Origin of the sequence: Streptomyces sp. enrichment culture (assembly GCF_964272855.1) — a bacterium.
In the GTDB taxonomy this organism is placed as follows: Bacteria; Actinomycetota; Actinomycetes; order Streptomycetales; family Streptomycetaceae; genus Streptomyces.
This window is the reverse complement of record NZ_OZ186847.1, coordinates 3318998-3336044: the sequence shown is the minus strand read 5'-3', so window position 1 is coordinate 3336044 and position 17047 is coordinate 3318998. Positions and strand designations below refer to the sequence as shown.

General features: G+C 71.7%; 16 protein-coding genes. 5 read left to right on the top strand and 11 right to left on the bottom strand.

Annotation, left to right across the window (positions count from 1 at the left end):
- Window positions 1-6 precede the first annotated feature (6 nt).
- The 3 genes from ACSU6L_RS14065 to deoC are packed head-to-tail and all read right to left on the bottom strand — an operon-like array spanning window position 7 to window position 3288.
- Entirely contained in the window at window positions 7-900 is an 894-nt protein-coding gene (locus ACSU6L_RS14065) for an aldehyde dehydrogenase family protein (RefSeq protein ID WP_437056870.1), read from the bottom strand.
- The gene (locus ACSU6L_RS14060) at window positions 893-2329 is read right to left on the bottom strand and encodes an aldehyde dehydrogenase family protein (protein WP_073940359.1); all 1437 of its coding nucleotides are present in this window, start codon (window positions 2327-2329) and stop codon (window positions 893-895) included. The genes ACSU6L_RS14065 and ACSU6L_RS14060 overlap by 8 nt, the downstream gene beginning before the upstream one ends.
- 5 nt (window positions 2330-2334) lie before the next feature.
- Window positions 2335-3288, bottom strand: coding sequence for a deoxyribose-phosphate aldolase (gene deoC / locus ACSU6L_RS14055; protein WP_437064885.1), 954 nt, complete (start codon window positions 3286-3288; stop codon window positions 2335-2337).
- A gap of 123 nt (window positions 3289-3411) precedes the next feature.
- Between deoC and ACSU6L_RS14050 the strand changes: the two genes are divergently transcribed.
- Window positions 3412-4056: a PH domain-containing protein gene (locus tag ACSU6L_RS14050; protein ID WP_437056867.1), complete on the top strand. Its 645-nt coding sequence runs from the start codon at window positions 3412-3414 to the stop codon at window positions 4054-4056.
- Between the two features lie 75 nt (window positions 4057-4131).
- Here the strand turns inward: ACSU6L_RS14050 and ACSU6L_RS14045 are convergent, their stop codons facing one another.
- The 3 genes from ACSU6L_RS14045 to ACSU6L_RS14035 form a co-directional block, all read right to left on the bottom strand.
- Window positions 4132-5763, bottom strand: a complete 1632-nt coding sequence (locus ACSU6L_RS14045; protein WP_437056865.1) for a phospho-sugar mutase — start codon at window positions 5761-5763, stop codon at window positions 4132-4134.
- A 472-nt stretch (window positions 5764-6235) separates the two neighbouring features.
- A complete protein-coding gene (locus ACSU6L_RS14040; protein ID WP_073940356.1) occupies window positions 6236-7060 on the bottom strand; it encodes a purine-nucleoside phosphorylase in 825 nt (274 codons plus the stop codon).
- 133 nt (window positions 7061-7193) lie between these two features.
- Window positions 7194-7631 carry a gamma-glutamylcyclotransferase gene (locus ACSU6L_RS14035; protein ID WP_437056863.1) on the bottom strand — a complete coding sequence of 146 codons (438 nt, stop codon included), beginning with the start codon at window positions 7629-7631 and terminating at the stop codon, window positions 7194-7196.
- A gap of 117 nt (window positions 7632-7748) precedes the next feature.
- Here ACSU6L_RS14035 and ACSU6L_RS14030 point away from each other — a divergent pair, with 117 nt between their 5' ends.
- Window positions 7749-9197: an NAD(P)H-quinone dehydrogenase gene (locus ACSU6L_RS14030; protein ID WP_073940354.1), complete on the top strand. Its 1449-nt coding sequence runs from the start codon at window positions 7749-7751 to the stop codon at window positions 9195-9197.
- Between the two features lie 167 nt (window positions 9198-9364).
- Window positions 9365-10348, top strand: coding sequence for a DeoR/GlpR family DNA-binding transcription regulator (locus ACSU6L_RS14025; protein ID WP_437056861.1), 984 nt, complete (start codon window positions 9365-9367; stop codon window positions 10346-10348).
- Between the two features lie 196 nt (window positions 10349-10544).
- On the opposite strand, the gene ACSU6L_RS14020 is transcribed toward ACSU6L_RS14025, so the two are convergent.
- Window positions 10545-12317 carry an acetyl/propionyl/methylcrotonyl-CoA carboxylase subunit alpha gene (locus ACSU6L_RS14020; RefSeq protein WP_437056859.1) on the bottom strand — a complete coding sequence of 591 codons (1773 nt, stop codon included), beginning with the start codon at window positions 12315-12317 and terminating at the stop codon, window positions 10545-10547.
- A 373-nt stretch (window positions 12318-12690) separates the two neighbouring features.
- Here ACSU6L_RS14020 and ACSU6L_RS14015 point away from each other — a divergent pair, with 373 nt between their 5' ends.
- The gene (locus ACSU6L_RS14015; RefSeq protein WP_437056857.1) at window positions 12691-13152 is read left to right on the top strand and encodes a hypothetical protein; all 462 of its coding nucleotides are present in this window, start codon (window positions 12691-12693) and stop codon (window positions 13150-13152) included.
- 13 nt (window positions 13153-13165) lie between these two features.
- Here ACSU6L_RS14015 and ACSU6L_RS14010 read toward each other — a convergent pair whose 3' ends face one another.
- Complete coding sequence (locus ACSU6L_RS14010) at window positions 13166-13774, bottom strand: Maf family protein (RefSeq protein ID WP_437056856.1); 609 nt, start codon at window positions 13772-13774, stop codon at window positions 13166-13168.
- A gap of 40 nt (window positions 13775-13814) precedes the next feature.
- Window positions 13815-13943: a morphogenic membrane protein MmpB gene (gene mmpB, locus ACSU6L_RS14005; RefSeq protein ID WP_437056854.1), complete on the bottom strand. Its 129-nt coding sequence runs from the start codon at window positions 13941-13943 to the stop codon at window positions 13815-13817.
- 117 nt (window positions 13944-14060) lie between these two features.
- On the opposite strand from mmpB, the gene ACSU6L_RS14000 reads away from it, so the two are divergent.
- Complete coding sequence (locus ACSU6L_RS14000) at window positions 14061-15209, top strand: SGNH/GDSL hydrolase family protein (protein WP_437056853.1); 1149 nt, start codon at window positions 14061-14063, stop codon at window positions 15207-15209.
- 1 nt (window position 15210) lies between these two features.
- On the opposite strand, the gene ACSU6L_RS13995 is transcribed toward ACSU6L_RS14000, so the two are convergent.
- Window positions 15211-15420: an acyl-CoA carboxylase epsilon subunit gene (locus tag ACSU6L_RS13995; protein ID WP_437056851.1), complete on the bottom strand. Its 210-nt coding sequence runs from the start codon at window positions 15418-15420 to the stop codon at window positions 15211-15213.
- Window positions 15421-15437: 17 nt separating this feature from the next.
- A complete protein-coding gene (locus ACSU6L_RS13990; RefSeq protein ID WP_437056849.1) occupies window positions 15438-17033 on the bottom strand; it encodes an acyl-CoA carboxylase subunit beta in 1596 nt (531 codons plus the stop codon).
- Between the last annotated feature and the right edge of the window lie 14 nt (window positions 17034-17047).

The window sequence follows — 17047 nt, the reverse complement described above, 5'->3', positions numbered from 1 at the left end:
GAGCGGCTAGTACGAGGAGCCGGACGCGCCCAGCGAACCCGTCGGGTGCCAGACCGTCTTCGTCTCCAGGAACGCCGTCATGCGGTCGATACCCGGGGTCGCCGACCAGCCGGCCTCGTCCACAGGCTGTGGACGCAGGACGCGCTTGAGGTTGTCCGCCGCAGCGACCTCCAGCTCCTTCGCCAGTACCTCGTCGGCGCCCGCGAGATCGATCGCGTTCACGTCCTGGTGCGCGGCCAGCGGCGCCGCCAGCTCCGCCGTACGGCCGGACAGCACGTTCACCACGCCGCCGGGGACGTCCGAGGTCGCCAGCACCTCGCCCAGGGACAGCGCGGGCAGCGGGGACTTCTCCGAGGCGACCACGACCGCCGTGTTGCCGGTGGCGATCACCGGGGCCACCACGGAGACCAGGCCGAGGAACGACGACTCCTGCGGGGCGACGACGGCCACCACGCCCGTCGGCTCCGGCGAGGACAGGTTGAAGAACGGGCCCGCCACCGGGTTGCCGCCACCCACCACCTGGGCGATCTTGTCGGTCCAGCCCGCGTACCAGACCCAGCGGTCGATGGTCGCGTCCACCTGGACGGCGGCCTTCGACTTCGACAGGCCCTCCGCGTCCGCGACCTCGCGCACGAACTGGTCCCGGCGGCCCTCCAGCATCTCCGCGACGCGGTAGAGGACCTGGCCCCGGTTGTACGCCGTCGCGCCGGACCAGCCGCCGAACGCCTTGCGGGCGGCGACGACCGCGTCCCGGGCGTCCTTGCGGGACGACAGCGGAGCGTTGGCCAGCCAGTTGCCCTTCGAGTCCGTCACCTCGTACACCCGGCCGCTCTCGGAACGCGGGAACTTCCCGCCCACGTACAGCTTGTAGGTCTTGAAAACACTGAGACGGTCAGACATCGAGGTACGCCTCCAGGCCGTGGCGGCCGCCCTCGCGGCCGAAGCCCGACTCCTTGTAACCGCCGAACGGCGAGGTCGGGTCGAACTTGTTGAACGTGTTGGACCAGATCACGCCCGCGCGCAGCTTGTTCGCCACGGCAAGGATGCGGGAGCCCTTCTCCGTCCAGATGCCCGCCGACAGGCCGTACGGAGTGTTGTTGGCCTTGGCGACGGCCTCGTCCGGGGTGCGGAAGGTCAGCACCGACAGGACCGGGCCGAAGATCTCGTCACGGGCGATCGTGTGCGCCTGGGTGACGTTAGTGAACAGCGTCGGCGCGAACCAGTAGCCGCTCTCCGGCAGCTCGCAGGCCGGGGACCAGCGCTCGGCGCCCTCCGCCTCGCCCTGCTCGACGAGCGAGGTGATGCGCGAGAGCTGCTCGGCGGAGTTGATCGCGCCGATGTCGGTGTTCTTGTCCAGCGGGTCGCCCAGGCGGAGGGTGGAGAGCCTGCGCTTGAGGGAGTCGAGGAGTTCCTCCTGGATCGACTCCTGCACCAGGAGCCGGCTGCCCGCGCAGCAGACCTGGCCCTGGTTGAAGAAGATGCCGTTGACGATGCCCTCGACGGCCTGGTCGATCGGGGCGTCGTCGAAGACGATGTTGGCGCCCTTGCCGCCCAGCTCCAGGGTCAGCTTCTTGCGGGTGCCGGCGACCGTGCGGGCGATCTCCTTGCCGACGCCGGTGGAGCCGGTGAAGGCGACCTTGTCCACGTCCGGGTGCGCCACGAGCGCGGCGCCCGCGTCGCCGTAGCCCGGGAGGATGTTGACGACGCCCTTGGGCAGGCCCGCCTGGCGGCAGACGTCCGCGAAGAACAGGGCGGAGAGCGGGGTCGTCTCGGCGGGCTTGAGCACCACCGTGTTGCCCGTGGCCAGCGCCGGGGCGATCTTCCACGCCAGCATCAGCAGCGGGAAGTTCCACGGGATGACCTGGCCCGCCACGCCGAGGGGCCGGGGGTCCGGGCCGAAGCCCGCGTGGCCGAGCTTGTCCGCCCAGCCCGCGTAGTAGAAGAAGTGGGCGGCGACCAGGGGCAGGTCGGCGTCCCGCGTCTCCCTGATCGGCTTGCCGTTGTCCAGGGTCTCCAGGACGGCCAGCTCGCGGCTGCGCTCCTGGATGATCCGGGCGATGCGGAACAGGTACTTGGCGCGCTCGGAGCCCGGCAGCGCGGACCACTTCTCGAACGCCTTGCGGGCGGCCTTCACCGCGCGGTCGACGTCCGCCTCGCCGGCCTGGGCGACCTCGGAGAGGACCTCCTCGGTCGACGGGCTGACCGTCTTGAAGACCTTGCCGTCCGCGGCCTCGGCGAACTCGCCGTCGATGAACAGGCCGTAGGAGGGGGCGATGTCGACGACCGAGCGGGACTCGGGCGCGGGGGCGTATTCGAATGCCGATGCCATGGTGATCAGTCCACCGTCACGTAGTCGGGGCCGGAGTAGCGGCCGGTGGCCAGCTTCTGACGCTGCATCAGCAGGTCGTTCAGGAGCGAGGAGGCGCCGAACCGGAACCAGTGGTTGTCCAGCCAGTCCTCGCCGACGGTCTCGTTGACCAGCACCAGGAACTTGATGGCGTCCTTGGAGGTGCGGATGCCGCCGGCCGGCTTCACGCCGACCTGGACGCCGGTCTGGACGCGGAAGTCCCGGACTGCCTCGAGCATGAGCAGGGTGTTGGCGGGCGTGGCGTTCACCGCGACCTTGCCCGTGGACGTCTTGATGAAGTCCGCCCCGGCCAGCATGCCGAGCCAGCTCGCGCGGCGGATGTTGTCGTACGTCGACAGCTCGCCGGTCTCGAAGATGACCTTCAGACGGGCCGCCCCGCAGGCCTCCTTCACGGCGACGATCTCGTCGTACACCTTCATGTACGCGCCCGAGAGGAACGCCCCGCGGTCGATGACCATGTCGATCTCGTCGGCGCCCGCGGCGACCGCCTCGCGGACGTCGGCCAGCTTGACCCCGATGGGCGCGCGGCCCGCCGGGAAGGCGGTGGCGACCGAGGCGACCTTCACCGGGGACCCGGCCACGGCTTCCTTCGCGGCGGCCACCATGTCGGGATAGACGCAGACCGCCGCCGTCGCCGGGGTCGTGCGGTCGGTCGGGTCGGGGTGGACCGCCTTGGCGCCGAGCGCCCGGACCTTGCCCGGGGTGTCCGCGCCTTCCAGCGTCGTCAGGTCGACCATGGAGATGGCCAGGTCGATGGCGTAGGCCTTGGCGGTCGTCTTGATGGAACGGGTGCCGAGCGAGGCGGCGCGCGCTTCCAGGCCGACCGCGTCGACGCCGGGCAGCCCGTGGAGGAAGCGGCGCAGCGTGCTGTCGGACGAGGTCACGTCCGAGAGGCTGTGCGTGGGTGCATTGGTGGGCATGGTCACCAGACGAGCATATCTACGCGCGTAGCTGCTGTACACCCCTCGGCACTCGTCGGCGCTCATCCACAGGTACGGGACCGCGAATGAGCGTTGTCGGCGGCGTCGGGCAGAATCGGGACCATGACGACCACCGAGTCCAAGGATCGGATCTACCGGTCGCCCGCGGGCATCGCCGGGGGTGTGCTGCTGCTCGGCCTCGCCGGGTGGCTCGGCATCGACGCGATCGTCGCCGGTGACGGGCGCACGCCGTGGCTGGCGCTCGCGACGCTGCTGCTGGTGGTGCCGCTGGTCACCGCCTTCACCCTGCGGCCCGCGGTGTCCGCGAACGAGGACCGGCTGCGCGTCCGCAACCCGTTCCGGGTGATCGTGCTGCCGTGGGGGGAGATCGCCTCGCTGCGGTCCGGTTATTCGAACGAGGTCGTCGCCAAGTCCGGCACCAAGTACCAGCTGTGGGCCGTGCCGGTGTCGCTGCGGGCGCGGAAGCGGGCGGCGCGCCGGGAGTCGCGGCGGGCCGCGGAGCTCTCCAGGGGCGGCGGCGGCCGGGAGCGGGGGCTCGGCGGCTTCGGCGGGGCGTCGGCCGCGGTGCCGGACGAGCCCGTGCGGGCCCAGGCCGACCAGATCATGGACGAGCTGCGGAACCTGCTGGAGAACCGGGAACAGGCCGAGACCGCGCAGGGCCGCGTCAGCGTGCGCTGGGCGTACGAGATAGCGGGGCCCGCGGTGGCCGGCGCGGTGTTGCTGGCGGTGCTGCTCGCGGTCGGGTGAGCCCGGCCGGCCCCGCCACCGGGTGTCGGGACCGGGGTGCCCTGAGCGGTCGGCCGAGGGCACCCCGGGCGGGCGTCAGATGCCGGCGGCCGCCGACAGGTCCCGCTTGATCGCCGCCAGGAGGTCCGCCGCCGTGGCGCGGGCGGCCGGCAGGTCGGCGTGCGTCGCCACCGGGACGACGACCTCCAGGTAGCACTTCAGCTTGGGCTCCGTGCCGCTGGGGCGGACGATGACGCGGGCGCCGTCGAGGGTGTAGCGCAGACCGTCGGTGGGCGGCAGCCGGTCCGTGCCCTTCGTCAGGTCCTCGGCGTTCGTGATGGCCAGGCCCGCGAGCTCGGTCGGGGGCTGCTCGCGCAGGCGGCGCATGGCGTCCGCGATGAGCGAGAGGTCCTTCACCCGCACCGAGAGCTGGTCGGTGGCGTGCAGGCCGTGCTCCACGGCGAGGTCGTCGAGCAGGTCGAGGAGCGTGCGGTTCTGCTCCTTCAGGACCGAGGCCAGCTCCGTGATCAGCAGGGCGGCGGTGATGCCGTCCTTGTCGCGGACGCCCTCCGGGTCGACGCAGTAGCCCAGCGCCTCCTCGTAGCCGTAGCGCAGGCCGTCGACGCGGGCGATCCACTTGAAGCCGGTCAGCGTCTCCTCGTACGGCAGGCCCGCCTTCCCGGCGATACGGCCGAGCAGGGAGGAGGAGACGATCGACTCGGCGAAGGTGCCGCGCGCGCCCCGGTTCACCAGGTGGGCGGCGAGGAGCGCGCCCACCTCGTCGCCGCGCAGCATGCGCCAGCCGTCGCCGTCCTTCACCGCCACGGCGCAGCGGTCCGCGTCCGGGTCGTTCGCGACGACCAGGTCCGGGCCGGTCTCGCGGGCCTTCGCGAAGGCGAGGTCCATGGCGCCGGGCTCTTCCGGGTTGGGGAAGGCGACGGTCGGGAAGTCCGGGTCCGGCTCGGCCTGCTCGGCGACCAGGTCCGGGGCGGGGAAGCCGGCGCGGGCGAAGGCCGCGAGGAGGGTGTCCTTGCCGACACCGTGCATGGCCGTGTAGACGGTCCGCGCGGTGCGGGGGGAGCCCTCGGCGAGCACGGCGTCCGTGCGGGCCAGGTAGGCGTCGAGGACGCCGTCGTCGAGAGTCTCCCAGCCCTCGGTGGGCCGGGAGACCGTCGTGAGGGACGGGATGGCGGCGATCTCGGCGGCGATGTCCGCGTCGGCGGGCGGGACGATCTGGGAGCCGTCGCCCAGGTACACCTTGTAGCCGTTGTCGCGGGGCGGGTTGTGGCTGGCGGTGACCTCCACACCGGCGACCGCGCCCAGGTGCCTTATGGCGAAGGCGAGGACGGGCGTGGGGAGCGGGCGCGGCAGGAGGGCGGCGCGCAGTCCGGCGCCGGTCATGACGGCGGCGGTGTCACGGGCGAAGTCCGCGGACTTGTGGCGGGCGTCGTAGCCGATGACGACGAGGCCGTCGCCCTGGCCGTTCTTCCGGAGGTACGCGGCCAGGCCGGCGGCGGCGCGGATGACGACCGAGCGGTTCATGCGCATGGGGCCGGCGCCGAGTTCGCCGCGCAGGCCGGCGGTGCCGAACTGGAGGGTGCCGCTGAAGCGGGCGCCGAGCTCCTCGACGTCGTGGGCGTCGATGAGCGCGGCGAGTTCGTCGCGGGTCTCCGCGTCGGGGTCCTCGGCGAGCCAGGCCTGGGCCCTTGCGATGAGATCGTCTTGCACGGTCCGGTCAACCTCTCGTCGTCGTGCGGATGCCTGCGGCGCCTGCGCGGGTCGGTCGGGGTGCGCGTGGCGCCGGCGGATTCGATTGTGGGTCGGGATCGGGGGCGGAGTGGAGGGTGCCCGCCGTACGCGGCCGCAACGCACCCGAAGGGGCGCGGGGAACCGCCCGGCCGGACATGAGGGGGCCCGCGGGCGGCCCGACGGACCCGCGGCCGGTGCGACGGGCCCGCGCCCGGCGCGATGGACCTGCGGTCGGCCACGACGGACCAGCGTCCAGCGCGACCCGCGTCCAGCCCGACGGGCCCGCGCCGGGCGCGACGGACCCGCGTCCAGCGCGACGGACCCGCACCCGGCCACGACGGACCAGCGCCGCCCGACGGCGCGAAGCGGCACGCCTACGGGTGCAGCGGCACCCTTCGGTACGAAGCGGCACCCCCTACGGCATGCAGCGGCACCCCCTGCTGCATCCCTCTCAGATCCGGCCCAGCACCCGGGCCAGCAGGGAGCCCATCCGGGCGGCCGAGTCGCGGCCCGCCTGGAGGACCTCCTCGTGGTTCAGCGGCTCGCCGGTCATGCCCGCGGCGAGGTTGGTGACCAGGGAGATGCCCAGCACCTCCGCGCCCGCCTCGCGCGCGGCGATCGCCTCGAGGACCGTGGACATGCCCACCAGGTCGGCGCCGATGACGCGGGCCATGCGGATCTCGGCCGGGGTCTCGTAGTGCGGGCCGGGGAACTGGGCGTAGACGCCCTCTTCGAGGGTGGGGTCGATCTCCTTGCACAGGGCGCGCAGGCGCGGCGAGTACAGGTCGGTGAGGTCGACGAAGTTCGCACCGACGATCGGCGAGGTCGCGGTCAGGTTGATGTGGTCGCTGATCAGGACCGGCTGGCCGGGGCGCATGCCCTCGCGCAGACCGCCGCAGCCGTTGGTCAGCACGATGCTCTTGGCGCCCGCGGCGACGGCGGTGCGCACGCCGTGCGCGACGGCGGCGACGCCACGGCCCTCGTAGTAGTGGGTGCGGCCCAGGAAGACCAGGGCGCGCTTGTCGCCGATCTGGTACGAGCGGACCTTGCCGCCGTGCCCTTCGACCGCCGGCGGCGGGAAGCCGGGCAGCTCGGTGACCTGGAACTCGGCGTCGGGAGTACCGAGCGCGTCGACGGCCGGTGCCCAGCCGGAGCCCATCACGAGGGCGACGTCGTGGGACTCGGCGCCGGTGAGTGCGCGCAGGCGCGCGGCGGCGGCGTCGGCGGCGGCGTAGGGGTCGCCCTGGATGTCGTCCGGAAGAAGAGATGCGTTCACACGGTCGAGAGTAGCCGGTCATCGCCTACGCGCGTAGATGACAGAGCTCACGGGATCGCGATCGTTGTCTTGTCGTTTCCGACGAGAGCCATGTCCCGGCCGGACCGATAGCCCGTTCCGGGCGCCCGCGTGGTCAGCAGGGGCGCTTGCGCAGCTCCATCACGTAGTCGTGCGGCGCGCCGGCCGATTCCGCGGCGTCGGCGATCTCGCCCAGATAGCGGGCCGACGGCAGGCCGCCCTCGTAGCCGTTGAGGACGTACACCCAGGCCTGCTCCTCGCCGTCGAGGGTGTGCACGCGGACCCGGAGGCGGCGGTAGACGTCCATGCCCGCGCCGACCCAGCGGTCGAGTGACTCCTCGTCCATCGGGGCGATGTCGTACAGCGCGACGAAGACCTGCGAAGCGGGGTCCTCGACGATCGTGGCGAGGGCGCCCTCCCAGCCAAGCTGCTCGCCGCCGAAGGTCAGCCGCCAGCCGTTCAGCCAGCCCGTGGCACGCAGCGGCGAGTGGGGAGCGCGGCGGATCATCAGCCGCGCGTCGAGATTGCCGGCGTACGCGGCGTAGAGCGACATGGACAGAGGGTACGGCAGTCGGCTCCGCCGTCACTTTCGACGCAGGGACATCCGTGCCGGCCCGGTGATGACCCGGCCGGGCCCCCGAGGCAGTCGCACCTTGAAGCGTGCGGGACAATGGAGTACGTGACTCGGATCGTGATCATCGGTGGCGGACCCGGCGGATACGAAGCGGCGCTGGTCGCCGCTCAGCTCGGTGCGGAGGTGACCGTCGTCGACTGCGACGGTCTGGGCGGTGCGTCGGTGCTGACCGACTGCGTGCCGTCGAAGACGCTCATCGCGACGGCCGAGGTGATGACCACCTTCGACTCGTCGTACGAGGAACTGGGGATCATCGTCGCGGACGACACCCCGCACATCGACACCCCCGCGCGTGTCGTCGGTGTCGACCTCGGCAAGGTCAACCGCCGGGTGAAGCGGCTGGCGCTCGCCCAGTCGCACGACATCACGGCGTCGGTGACGCGGGCGGGCGCCCGGGTGGTGCGCGGACGCGGGCGGCTGGACGGGCAGCAGGGCCTGGACGGATCGCGCAAGGTCGTGGTGCGCGCGGCCGACGGCAGCGAGGAGACGCTGGTCGCCGACGCCGTGCTGATCGCGACGGGCGGTCATCCGCGCGAGCTGGCCGACGCCCAGCCCGACGGCGAGCGCATCCTGAACTGGACGCAGGTGTACGACCTGAACGAGCTCCCCGAGGAGCTGATCGTGGTCGGCTCCGGTGTCACCGGTGCCGAGTTCGCCGGTGCCTACCAGGCGCTCGGTTCGAAGGTCACGCTCGTGTCGTCCCGGGACCGCGTGCTGCCGGGCGAGGACCCGGACGCCGCCGCAGTCCTGGAGGACGTCTTCCGGCGCCGCGGCATGAACGTCATGGCCCGCTCCCGCGCCCAGTCCGCCAAGCGGGTCGGCGACCGGGTGGAGGTCACCCTCGCCGACGGCCGCGTCATCACCGGCACGCACTGCCTGATGGCGGTCGGCGCGATCCCGAACACCGAGGGCATGGGCCTTGAGGAGGCCGGCGTCAGGCTGCGGGACTCCGGGCACATCTGGACCGACAAGGTGTCCCGGACCACCGCGCCCGGCGTGTACGCCGCCGGTGACGTCACCGGTGTCTTCGCGCTCGCGTCGGTGGCGGCCATGCAGGGCCGTATCGCCATGTACCACTTCCTGGGCGACGCCGTGGCACCGCTGAACCTGAAGACCGTCTCGTCGAACGTGTTCACCGACCCGGAGATCGCCACCGTCGGCTACACCCAGGCCGACGTCGACGCCGGCAAGATCGACGCCCGGGTCGTGAAGCTGCCGCTGCTGCGCAACCCGCGCGCCAAGATGCAGGGCATCCGGGACGGCTTCGTCAAGATCTTCTGCCGGCCGGGCACCGGGATCGTGGTCGGCGGTGTGGTCGTGGCGCCGCGCGCGTCGGAACTGATCCATCCGATCTCGATCGCCGTCGACAACAATCTGACGGTCGAACAGATCGCGAACGCTTTCACCGTGTACCCGTCCCTTTCGGGCTCGATCGCCGAGGTCGCGCGACAGCTGCACACCCGTAAGGCCGGCGACGGCGGCTGACGGCCGAAACCGACTCCTCGCTGGTCACAGGGAGTCGTCGGCCCTCCGTACGGCATAGGTGGCGGAAGTGAATCCCTATACCACTTCCGCCCCTGCCGTACGAACAACTTCTGTTATTCGGCGCAAACTGCTGAAAGCAGACGGTCGTTGGGGTTACTGTCAGTTTCGTGTTCGCTGCAGAACGTCGCCAATTGATCCTCGAAATGGTGCGAGCGAATGGAGCGGTGTCGCTCCGGGAGCTCGCCCGCGTCGTCCAGACCTCCGAAGTGACCGTACGACGGGACGTGCGCGCGCTGGAGGCAGAAGGACTCCTCGACCGCCGGCACGGCGGTGCGGTACTGCCGGGCGGGTTCACGCGGGAGTCCGGCTTTCCGCAGAAGTCTCATCTCGCGACCGCCGAGAAGACGGCCATCGCCGACCTCGCCGCCAACCTCGTCGAAGAGGGCGAGGCCATCGTCGTCGGGGCGGGCACCACGACGCAGGAGCTGGCCCGCCGGCTCGCCCGCATCCCCGGGCTGACCGTCGTCACCAACTCCCTCCTGGTCGCCCAGGCACTCGCCCACGCCAACCGCGTGGAGGTCGTGATGACCGGCGGCACGCTGCGCGGGTCCAACTACGCCCTCGTCGGCTCCGGCGCCGAACAGTCCCTCCAGGGACTGCGGGTCTCCCGGGCCTTCCTCTCCGGGAGCGGGCTCACCGCCGAGCGCGGGCTGTCCACATCCAACATGCTCTCCGCCTCCGTCGACCGCGCGCTCGTCCAGGCCGCCGCGGAGGTGGTGGTCCTCGCGGACCACACCAAGCTCGGCGCGGACACCATGTTCCAGACCGTGCCGACGGACGTCATCACCCGCCTCGTCACCGACGAGCCCCCGCCGCACGACGACCGCGCGGCCACCGAACTGCAGGCCCTGGCCGACCAGGGCGTCCAGATCGCGGTGGCGGGCACGGGCGCCCCGGGAAACGCCGGGGGCCACGGCAGCGCGGGGGGTGACACCGCCCAGGCCCGCCAGCAGCGCCGGGACGTGCCCCTCCCGGGGCCCCGCCGTGGCCAGGTGCACGGCGGCCAGCCGCTCCGCACGGCCGCGGTCATGGGCGGGGAGCAGACCCCGGGCGCCGACCGGGCACGCGTGGCGGACCTGCGCCGGCGCTGAGACGCCGGGGGAGGGGCTTCGGCGTACGACGCCAAGAGCGTCGGGCCTTCGGCGTACGACACCAAGAGCGTCGGGCCTTCGGCGTACGACACCAAGAGCCGGGGCCATCGGCGTACGACGCCCAAAGCCGCGCGCCCGGCGGAGGAAGCCCCCGCCGGGCGCGTGGAGAAACCTCTGGGTGAGGCCGGTCTCCGGGTCAGTCCTTGATCTCGCAGATCGCGGCGCCCGAGGTGATGGAGGCGCCGACCTCCGCGGTCAGGCCCTTGATGGTGCCCGCCTTGTGGGCGTTGAGCGGCTGCTCCATCTTCATGGCCTCCAGGACGACGACCAGGTCGCCCTCCTGCACCTCCTGGCCCTCCTCGACGGCGATCTTGACGATCGTGCCCTGCATCGGGGAGGCGAGGGTGTCACCGGAGGCGACGGGGCCGGACTTCTTCGCCGCGCGCCGCTTCGGCTTAGCGCCGGCGGCCAGGCCGGTGCGGGCCAGCGACATGCCCAGCGAGGACGGCAGGGAGACCTCCAGGCGCTTGCCGCCGACCTCGACGACGACCGTCTCGCGGCCGGTCTCCTCGTCGGCCTCGGCGTCGGCCGGGGCGGCGAAGGGCTTGATCTCGTTGACGAACTCGGTCTCGATCCAGCGGGTGTGGACCGTGAACGGGTCGGCCGAGCCGGTCAGTTCCGGCGCGAAGGCCGGGTCCTTGACGACCGCGCGGTGGAACGGGATGGCGGTGGCCATGCCCTCGACCTGGAACTCCTCCAGCGCACGCGCGGCCCGCTCCAGGGCCTCCTTGCGGGTGCGGCCGGTGACGATCAGCTTGGCGAGCAGCGAGTCCCACGCCGGGCCGATGACGCTGCCGGACTCGACGCCCGCGTCCAGGCGCACACCGGGGCCGGACGGCGGGTTGAAGGCGGTGACGGTGCCGGGCGCGGGCAGGAAGTTGCGGCCCGGGTCCTCGCCGTTGATGCGGAACTCGAAGGAGTGGCCGCGCAGCACCGGGTCGCCGTAGCCCAGCTCCTCGCCGTCGGCGATGCGGAACATCTCGCGCACCAGGTCGATGCCGGCGACCTCCTCGGTGACCGGGTGCTCGACCTGGAGCCGGGTGTTGACCTCCAGGAAGGAGATCGTGCCGTCGAGGCCGACGAGGAACTCGACGGTGCCGGCGCCGACGTAGCCGGCCTCCTTCAGGATCGCCTTGGAGGACGAGTACAGCTCGGCGATCTGCTCCTCGGAGAGGAACGGGGCCGGGGCCTCCTCGACCAGCTTCTGGTGCCGGCGCTGCAGCGAGCAGTCACGGGTGGACACGACGACCACGTTGCCGTGCTTGTCGGCCAGGCACTGGGTCTCCACGTGGCGGGGCTTGTCGAGGTAGCGCTCGACGAAGCACTCACCGCGGCCGAACGCGGCGACCGCCTCACGGACGGCCGAGTCGTACAGTTCCGGCACCTCTTCGAGGGTCCGGGCGACCTTCAGGCCGCGGCCGCCACCACCGAAGGCGGCCTTGATCGCGATCGGCAGGCCGTGCTCCTCCGCGAAGGCCACGACCTCCTCCGCGCCCGAGACCGGGTCCGGCGTACCGGCGACCAGCGGCGCGCCGGCGCGCTGGGCGATGTGCCGGGCGGCGACCTTGTCACCGAGGTCGCGGATGGCCTGCGGCGGCGGGCCGATCCAGATCAGGTCGGCGTCGAGCACGGCCTGCGCGAAGTCGGCGTTCTCCGACAGGAAGCCGTATCCGGGGTGGATCGCGTCCGCCCCCGACTCCTTGGCGGCCTTCAGCACCTTGTCGATGTCCAGATAACTGGTGGCCGGAGTGTCACCGCCCAGGGCGAACGCCTCATCCGCGGCGCGGACATGCAGAGCGTCCCGGTCCGGGTCGGCGTAGACGGCCACGCTCGCGATCCCGGCGTCCCGGCAGGCCCGGGCAACGCGGACAGCGATTTCGCCACGGTTGGCGATGAGCACCTTGCGCACGATGAGGCTCCCTCCTTGAAACAAGCCGAGTTTAGGGACTGCCGACACGGCACTTCGACCCGTCCCCAATGGTGAGCTTGCCCACACGGAGCGTGATTCGAGGCTCGCTCGACCCGCGAAATCCCTTGTCGCACCGTGGTACGCAGGATTCCTTCGGCAAACCCTAGCCTTCCGCTGTGGTCAAGGTCTCTGTCATCACGTGCTGCGGGCCACTTCGTTTCTTTGTGGAGTCCCTACGAATGGCCCAACGTTTCTTTGCCTTGGGCAGAACCCTTGTCCCGACGTTTACCCGTTAGTAGCGTTCGCGATGTCTCGAACGTACTTGGGGTAACAGCAGCCTTGCTCGCTCGACGGTCGAAGGTGGGTGGAACCGGTGGTGCGCAGGCCGGTGGCATGGATCGTGGCGGTCGTCCTCTTCGCCGAGGCGCTGGGCATCGCGGCGCTGAACTGGTTCCTCGGGGTCGTCGTCGACCGTCAGGACATGTCCCTGGCGGGGCTCGACCCGGACGTGATGGCCACGTCCTCGAAGATCGGCGGGGTCGTCTTCGGCCTCTACTTCGCCCTGTGCGGCCTCGTCGCCCTGCTCGTGGCCCTGCGCGACCGCCCGGCGGCCGGCCTGGGCCGCGTCCTGCTGATCAGCGCGGCCGTGGTGCACGGGCTGCTGGGGGCGTTCGTGTGGGGGATCGTGGGCTGGCCGGCCTTCGTGTTCATGGTGCTGGTGCTCGGGCTGATCGTGCTGCTGCTGATGACGCACGACGGGCGGGCGGCGGCGGACCCGGCCGGGCCCGCGGAGCCGGCGGACGTGCTGCCGGAAGGCGGCGCCGCGCCCGCCTAGACGGTCGGCCCGCTCACGTCCACAGATCGGTGATGTTGATCCCCAGCTGGCCCAGCAGCTTCCGGACGAGGGGCAGGCTGATGCCGATCACGTTGCCGTGGTCGCCGTCGATGCCCTCGATGAAGGGGGCCGAGCGGCCGTCGAGGGTGAAGGCCCCGGCGACGTGGAGGGGCTCGCCGGAGGCGACGTAGGCGGCGATCTCCTCGTCGGTGGGGTCGCCGAAGCGGACGACGGTGGAGGCGGTGGCGGAGGTGTACCGCCCGGTCGAGGTGTCGTAGACGCAGTGGCCGGTCTGCAGGGTGCCCGCGCGGCCGCGCATCGACTTCCAGCGGGCCGTGGCCTCCTCGGCGTCGCCGGGCTTGCCGAGCGCCTGGCCGTCCAGTTCGAGGACCGAGTCGCAGCCGATCACGATCGCACCCATGACGTCGGGCCGGGCGGCCACCACGGAGGCCTTCGCCTCGGCGAGGGCGAGGGCCAGCTCGGCGGGGGTGGGGGCGGTGACGGCGTCCTCGTCGACGCCGCTGACGATCACCTCGGGTTCGAGTCCGGCCTGACGGAGCAGGCCCAGCCGGGCGGGGGACTGGGAGGCGAGCACGAGGCGGCGGCGCGGCTGATCGGTCATGCGGTCAGGGTAGCCGGGGGCGTGGCGGCCCGCCGGGGTCTCATCTCGCTCCGATCACGACCATCGCGAGCACCATGGCGACCGCCATCAGAACGCCCAGCCGCCGCAGCATGTCCTGCATGTCGCGCAGTTCCTTGGGCGGCTCGTTCTCGGGGTCGGACCACAGCATGCCCGCAATCGTCAGCTGCGGATCGGGGCGGCGCCTGAGTACGCGTACTCAACTTCCCTAAACGGTGCTACTGTGCCATTAGTTAATGGGATTTCAGTTCCCTTTGGAGGCTGTGTCATGTCGTCGTTCACCACCGCCTGGACCGCGTCACCCCAGATGCCCAGCGAGGGGTTCACCCCGAACTGGTCCCGGACGGGCTTCTGGCGCCAGTCGCTGCGTCAGGTCGTGCACCTGACGGCGGGCGGCGACCGGCTCCGCGTCCGGCTGTCGAACGTGTACGGCACCTCACCGCTGCGCGTCGCCGGCGCCACGGTGGGCCGTACGACCGCGGGGGCGGCGGTGGAGCCGGGCTCGGTGCGGCGGCTCTCCTTCGGCGGCGCGCCCGAGGCCGTCGTCCCCGCGCACGGGCAGCTGCTGAGCGATCCGGCGGGACTGCGGGTGGCGGCCGGGGAGTCGCTGACGGTCACGCTGCACCTGGACGCCGTGACCGGACCCGCGACCTTCCATGCGCAGGCCTTCACCACCAGCCACCGCGGCCCGGGCGACCTGCTCGCCGACACCGACGGGACCGGCTTCACGGAGAGCACCGAGTCCTGGTACTTCCTCACCGCCGTAGAGACCGACGCGGGGCGCACCGACGGGATCGCACTGTTCGGCGACTCCCTCACCGACGGCTTCGGCTCCACCCCCGGCGCCGACCGCCGCTGGTCGGACGCGCTCGCCCGGCGCACCGGACGGCCCGTGCTCAACGCCGGGATCGGCGGGAACCTGCTGCTCAACGACTCCGCGTGGTACGGGGAGAAAGGGGTGCGCCGGCTCGCCCGGGACGTGCTCGACCAGCCGGGCGTGGACACCCTCGTCGTCCTGCTCGGCGTCAACGACATCGGATTCAGCGAGACCGACGAGCAGCCGACGTACCACCCGGCGCCGGTGGTGGAGGCGGCGGAGCTGATCGAGGGCCACCGCTCGTTGCTGCGGCAGGCGCGGCGGCGGGGCCTGCGGGTGATCGGCGCGACGCTGCCGCCGTTCGGCGGATCCGACCACTGGGGGGAGCGCGCGGCGAAGACCAGGCACGAGCTCGACGAGTGGATCCGCGGCGCCGGGGAGACGGGCGAGTACGACGCCGTGGTCGACTTCGGCCGGCTGCTGGCCGATCCGGCGGACCCGGACCGGCTGCGGCCGTCGTACGACTTCGGCGACCACCTGCACCCCAACGACGAGGGGTTCGAGGTGATGGCCGAAGCCGTCGCGGGTGTGCTGCGTTAGATCATCCCGGCCAGAACGTCCGCTCCCACGTCGCCGGGCCCGGCTGGGGCAGGCGACGGGTGGCGAGGCGGGACGGGTCGGACCAGGCGTCGTGGGCCGAGGGCGCGCCGGGCGGGGCGGCTGCCGCCGCCGCGGCGCGGACGCGGACCACCGCCAGTGCGGCGGCCAGCTCCTCCGGGGTCGGGTTGCCCCGTACGACCTTGATGTTCATGACGGCTCCCAGCAGGCCTAGAGGGGGATGTTGCCGTGCTTCTTCGGGGGCAGGGATTCCCGCTTGGTGCGCAGTTGACGCAGGCCGCGGACGATGTGACGGCGGGTGTCCGACGGCATGATCACGGCGTCGATGTAGCCGCGCTCGGCCGCGACGTACGGGTTGAGGAGGGTGTCCTCGTACTCCCGCATCAGCCGGGCGCGGGTCGCCTCGACGTCCTCCCCGTTCGCCTCCGCCTCGGCGAGGGTGCGGCGGTGCAGGATGTTGACGGCGCCCTGCGCGCCCATCACCGCGATCTGCGCGGTCGGCCAGGCCAGGTTGAGGTCGGCGCCCAGGTGCTTGGAGCCCATGACGTCGTACGCGCCGCCGAAGGCCTTGCGGGTGATGACCGTGATCAGCGGGACGGTCGCCTCGGCGTACGCGTAGATCAGCTTCGCGCCGCGGCGGATGATGCCGGTGTGCTCCTGGTCGACGCCGGGCAGGAAGCCGGGCACGTCGACGAAGGTGATCACGGGCACGTTGAAGGCGTCGCAGGTGCGCACGAAGCGCGCGGCCTTCTCGCTCGCGTCGATGTCCAGGCAGCCGGCGAACTGCATCGGCTGGTTGGCGACGATGCCGACCGGGCGGCCCTCGACGCGGCCGAAGCCGGTCAGGATGTTCGGCGCGAACAGCGCCTGCGTCTCGAAGAACTCCGCGTCGTCGAGGACGTGCTCGATGACCGTGTGCATGTCGTACGGCTGGTTCGCCGAGTCCGGGACGATCGTGTCCAGCTCGCGGTCCTCGTCGCTCAGCTCCAGGTCCGCCTCCTCGGGGAAGGCGGGCGGTTCGCTGAGGTTGTTGGAAGGCAGGTAGCTCAGCAGCTGCTTGACGTACTCGATCGCGTCCTTCTCGTCGCCGGCCATGTGGTGGGCGACGCCGGAGGCGGTGTTGTGGGTGCGGGCGCCGCCCAGCTCCTCGAAGCCGACGTCCTCGCCGGTGACCGTCTTGATGACGTCGGGGCCGGTGATGAACATGTGCGAGGTCTGGTCGACCATCACCGTGAAGTCGGTGATCGCGGGCGAGTACACCGCGCCGCCCGCGCACGGCCCGACGACCAGGCTGATCTGCGGGATCACACCCGAGGCGTGCGTGTTGCGGCGGAAGATCTCGCCATAGGCGCCCAGCGAGGCCACACCCTCCTGGATGCGGGCGCCGCCGGAGTCGTTGATGCCGATGACCGGGCAGCCGGTCTTCAGCGCGAAGTCCATCACCTTGACGATCTTCTGCCCGTAGACCTCGCCCAGCGCCCCGCCGAAGACCGTGAAGTCCTGCGAGAACACGGCGACGGGACGGCCGTCGACCGTGCCGTACCCGGTGACGACGCCGTCGCCGTAGGGGCGGTTCTTCTCCAGGCCGAAGTTGGTGGAGCGGTGCCGGGCGAACTCGTCCAGCTCGACGAACGAGCCCTCGTCCAGCAGCAGATCGACCCGCTCACGGGCCGTCAGCTTGCCCTTGCTGTGCTGCTTTTCCACGGCGCGGGCGGAGCCGGCGTGCGTCGCCTCCTCGATCCGGCGCTGGAGATCCGCGAGCTTGCCCGCGGTCGTGTGGATGTCGATCTCTTCCGGCTCGGACATCGGGATGCGGCTCC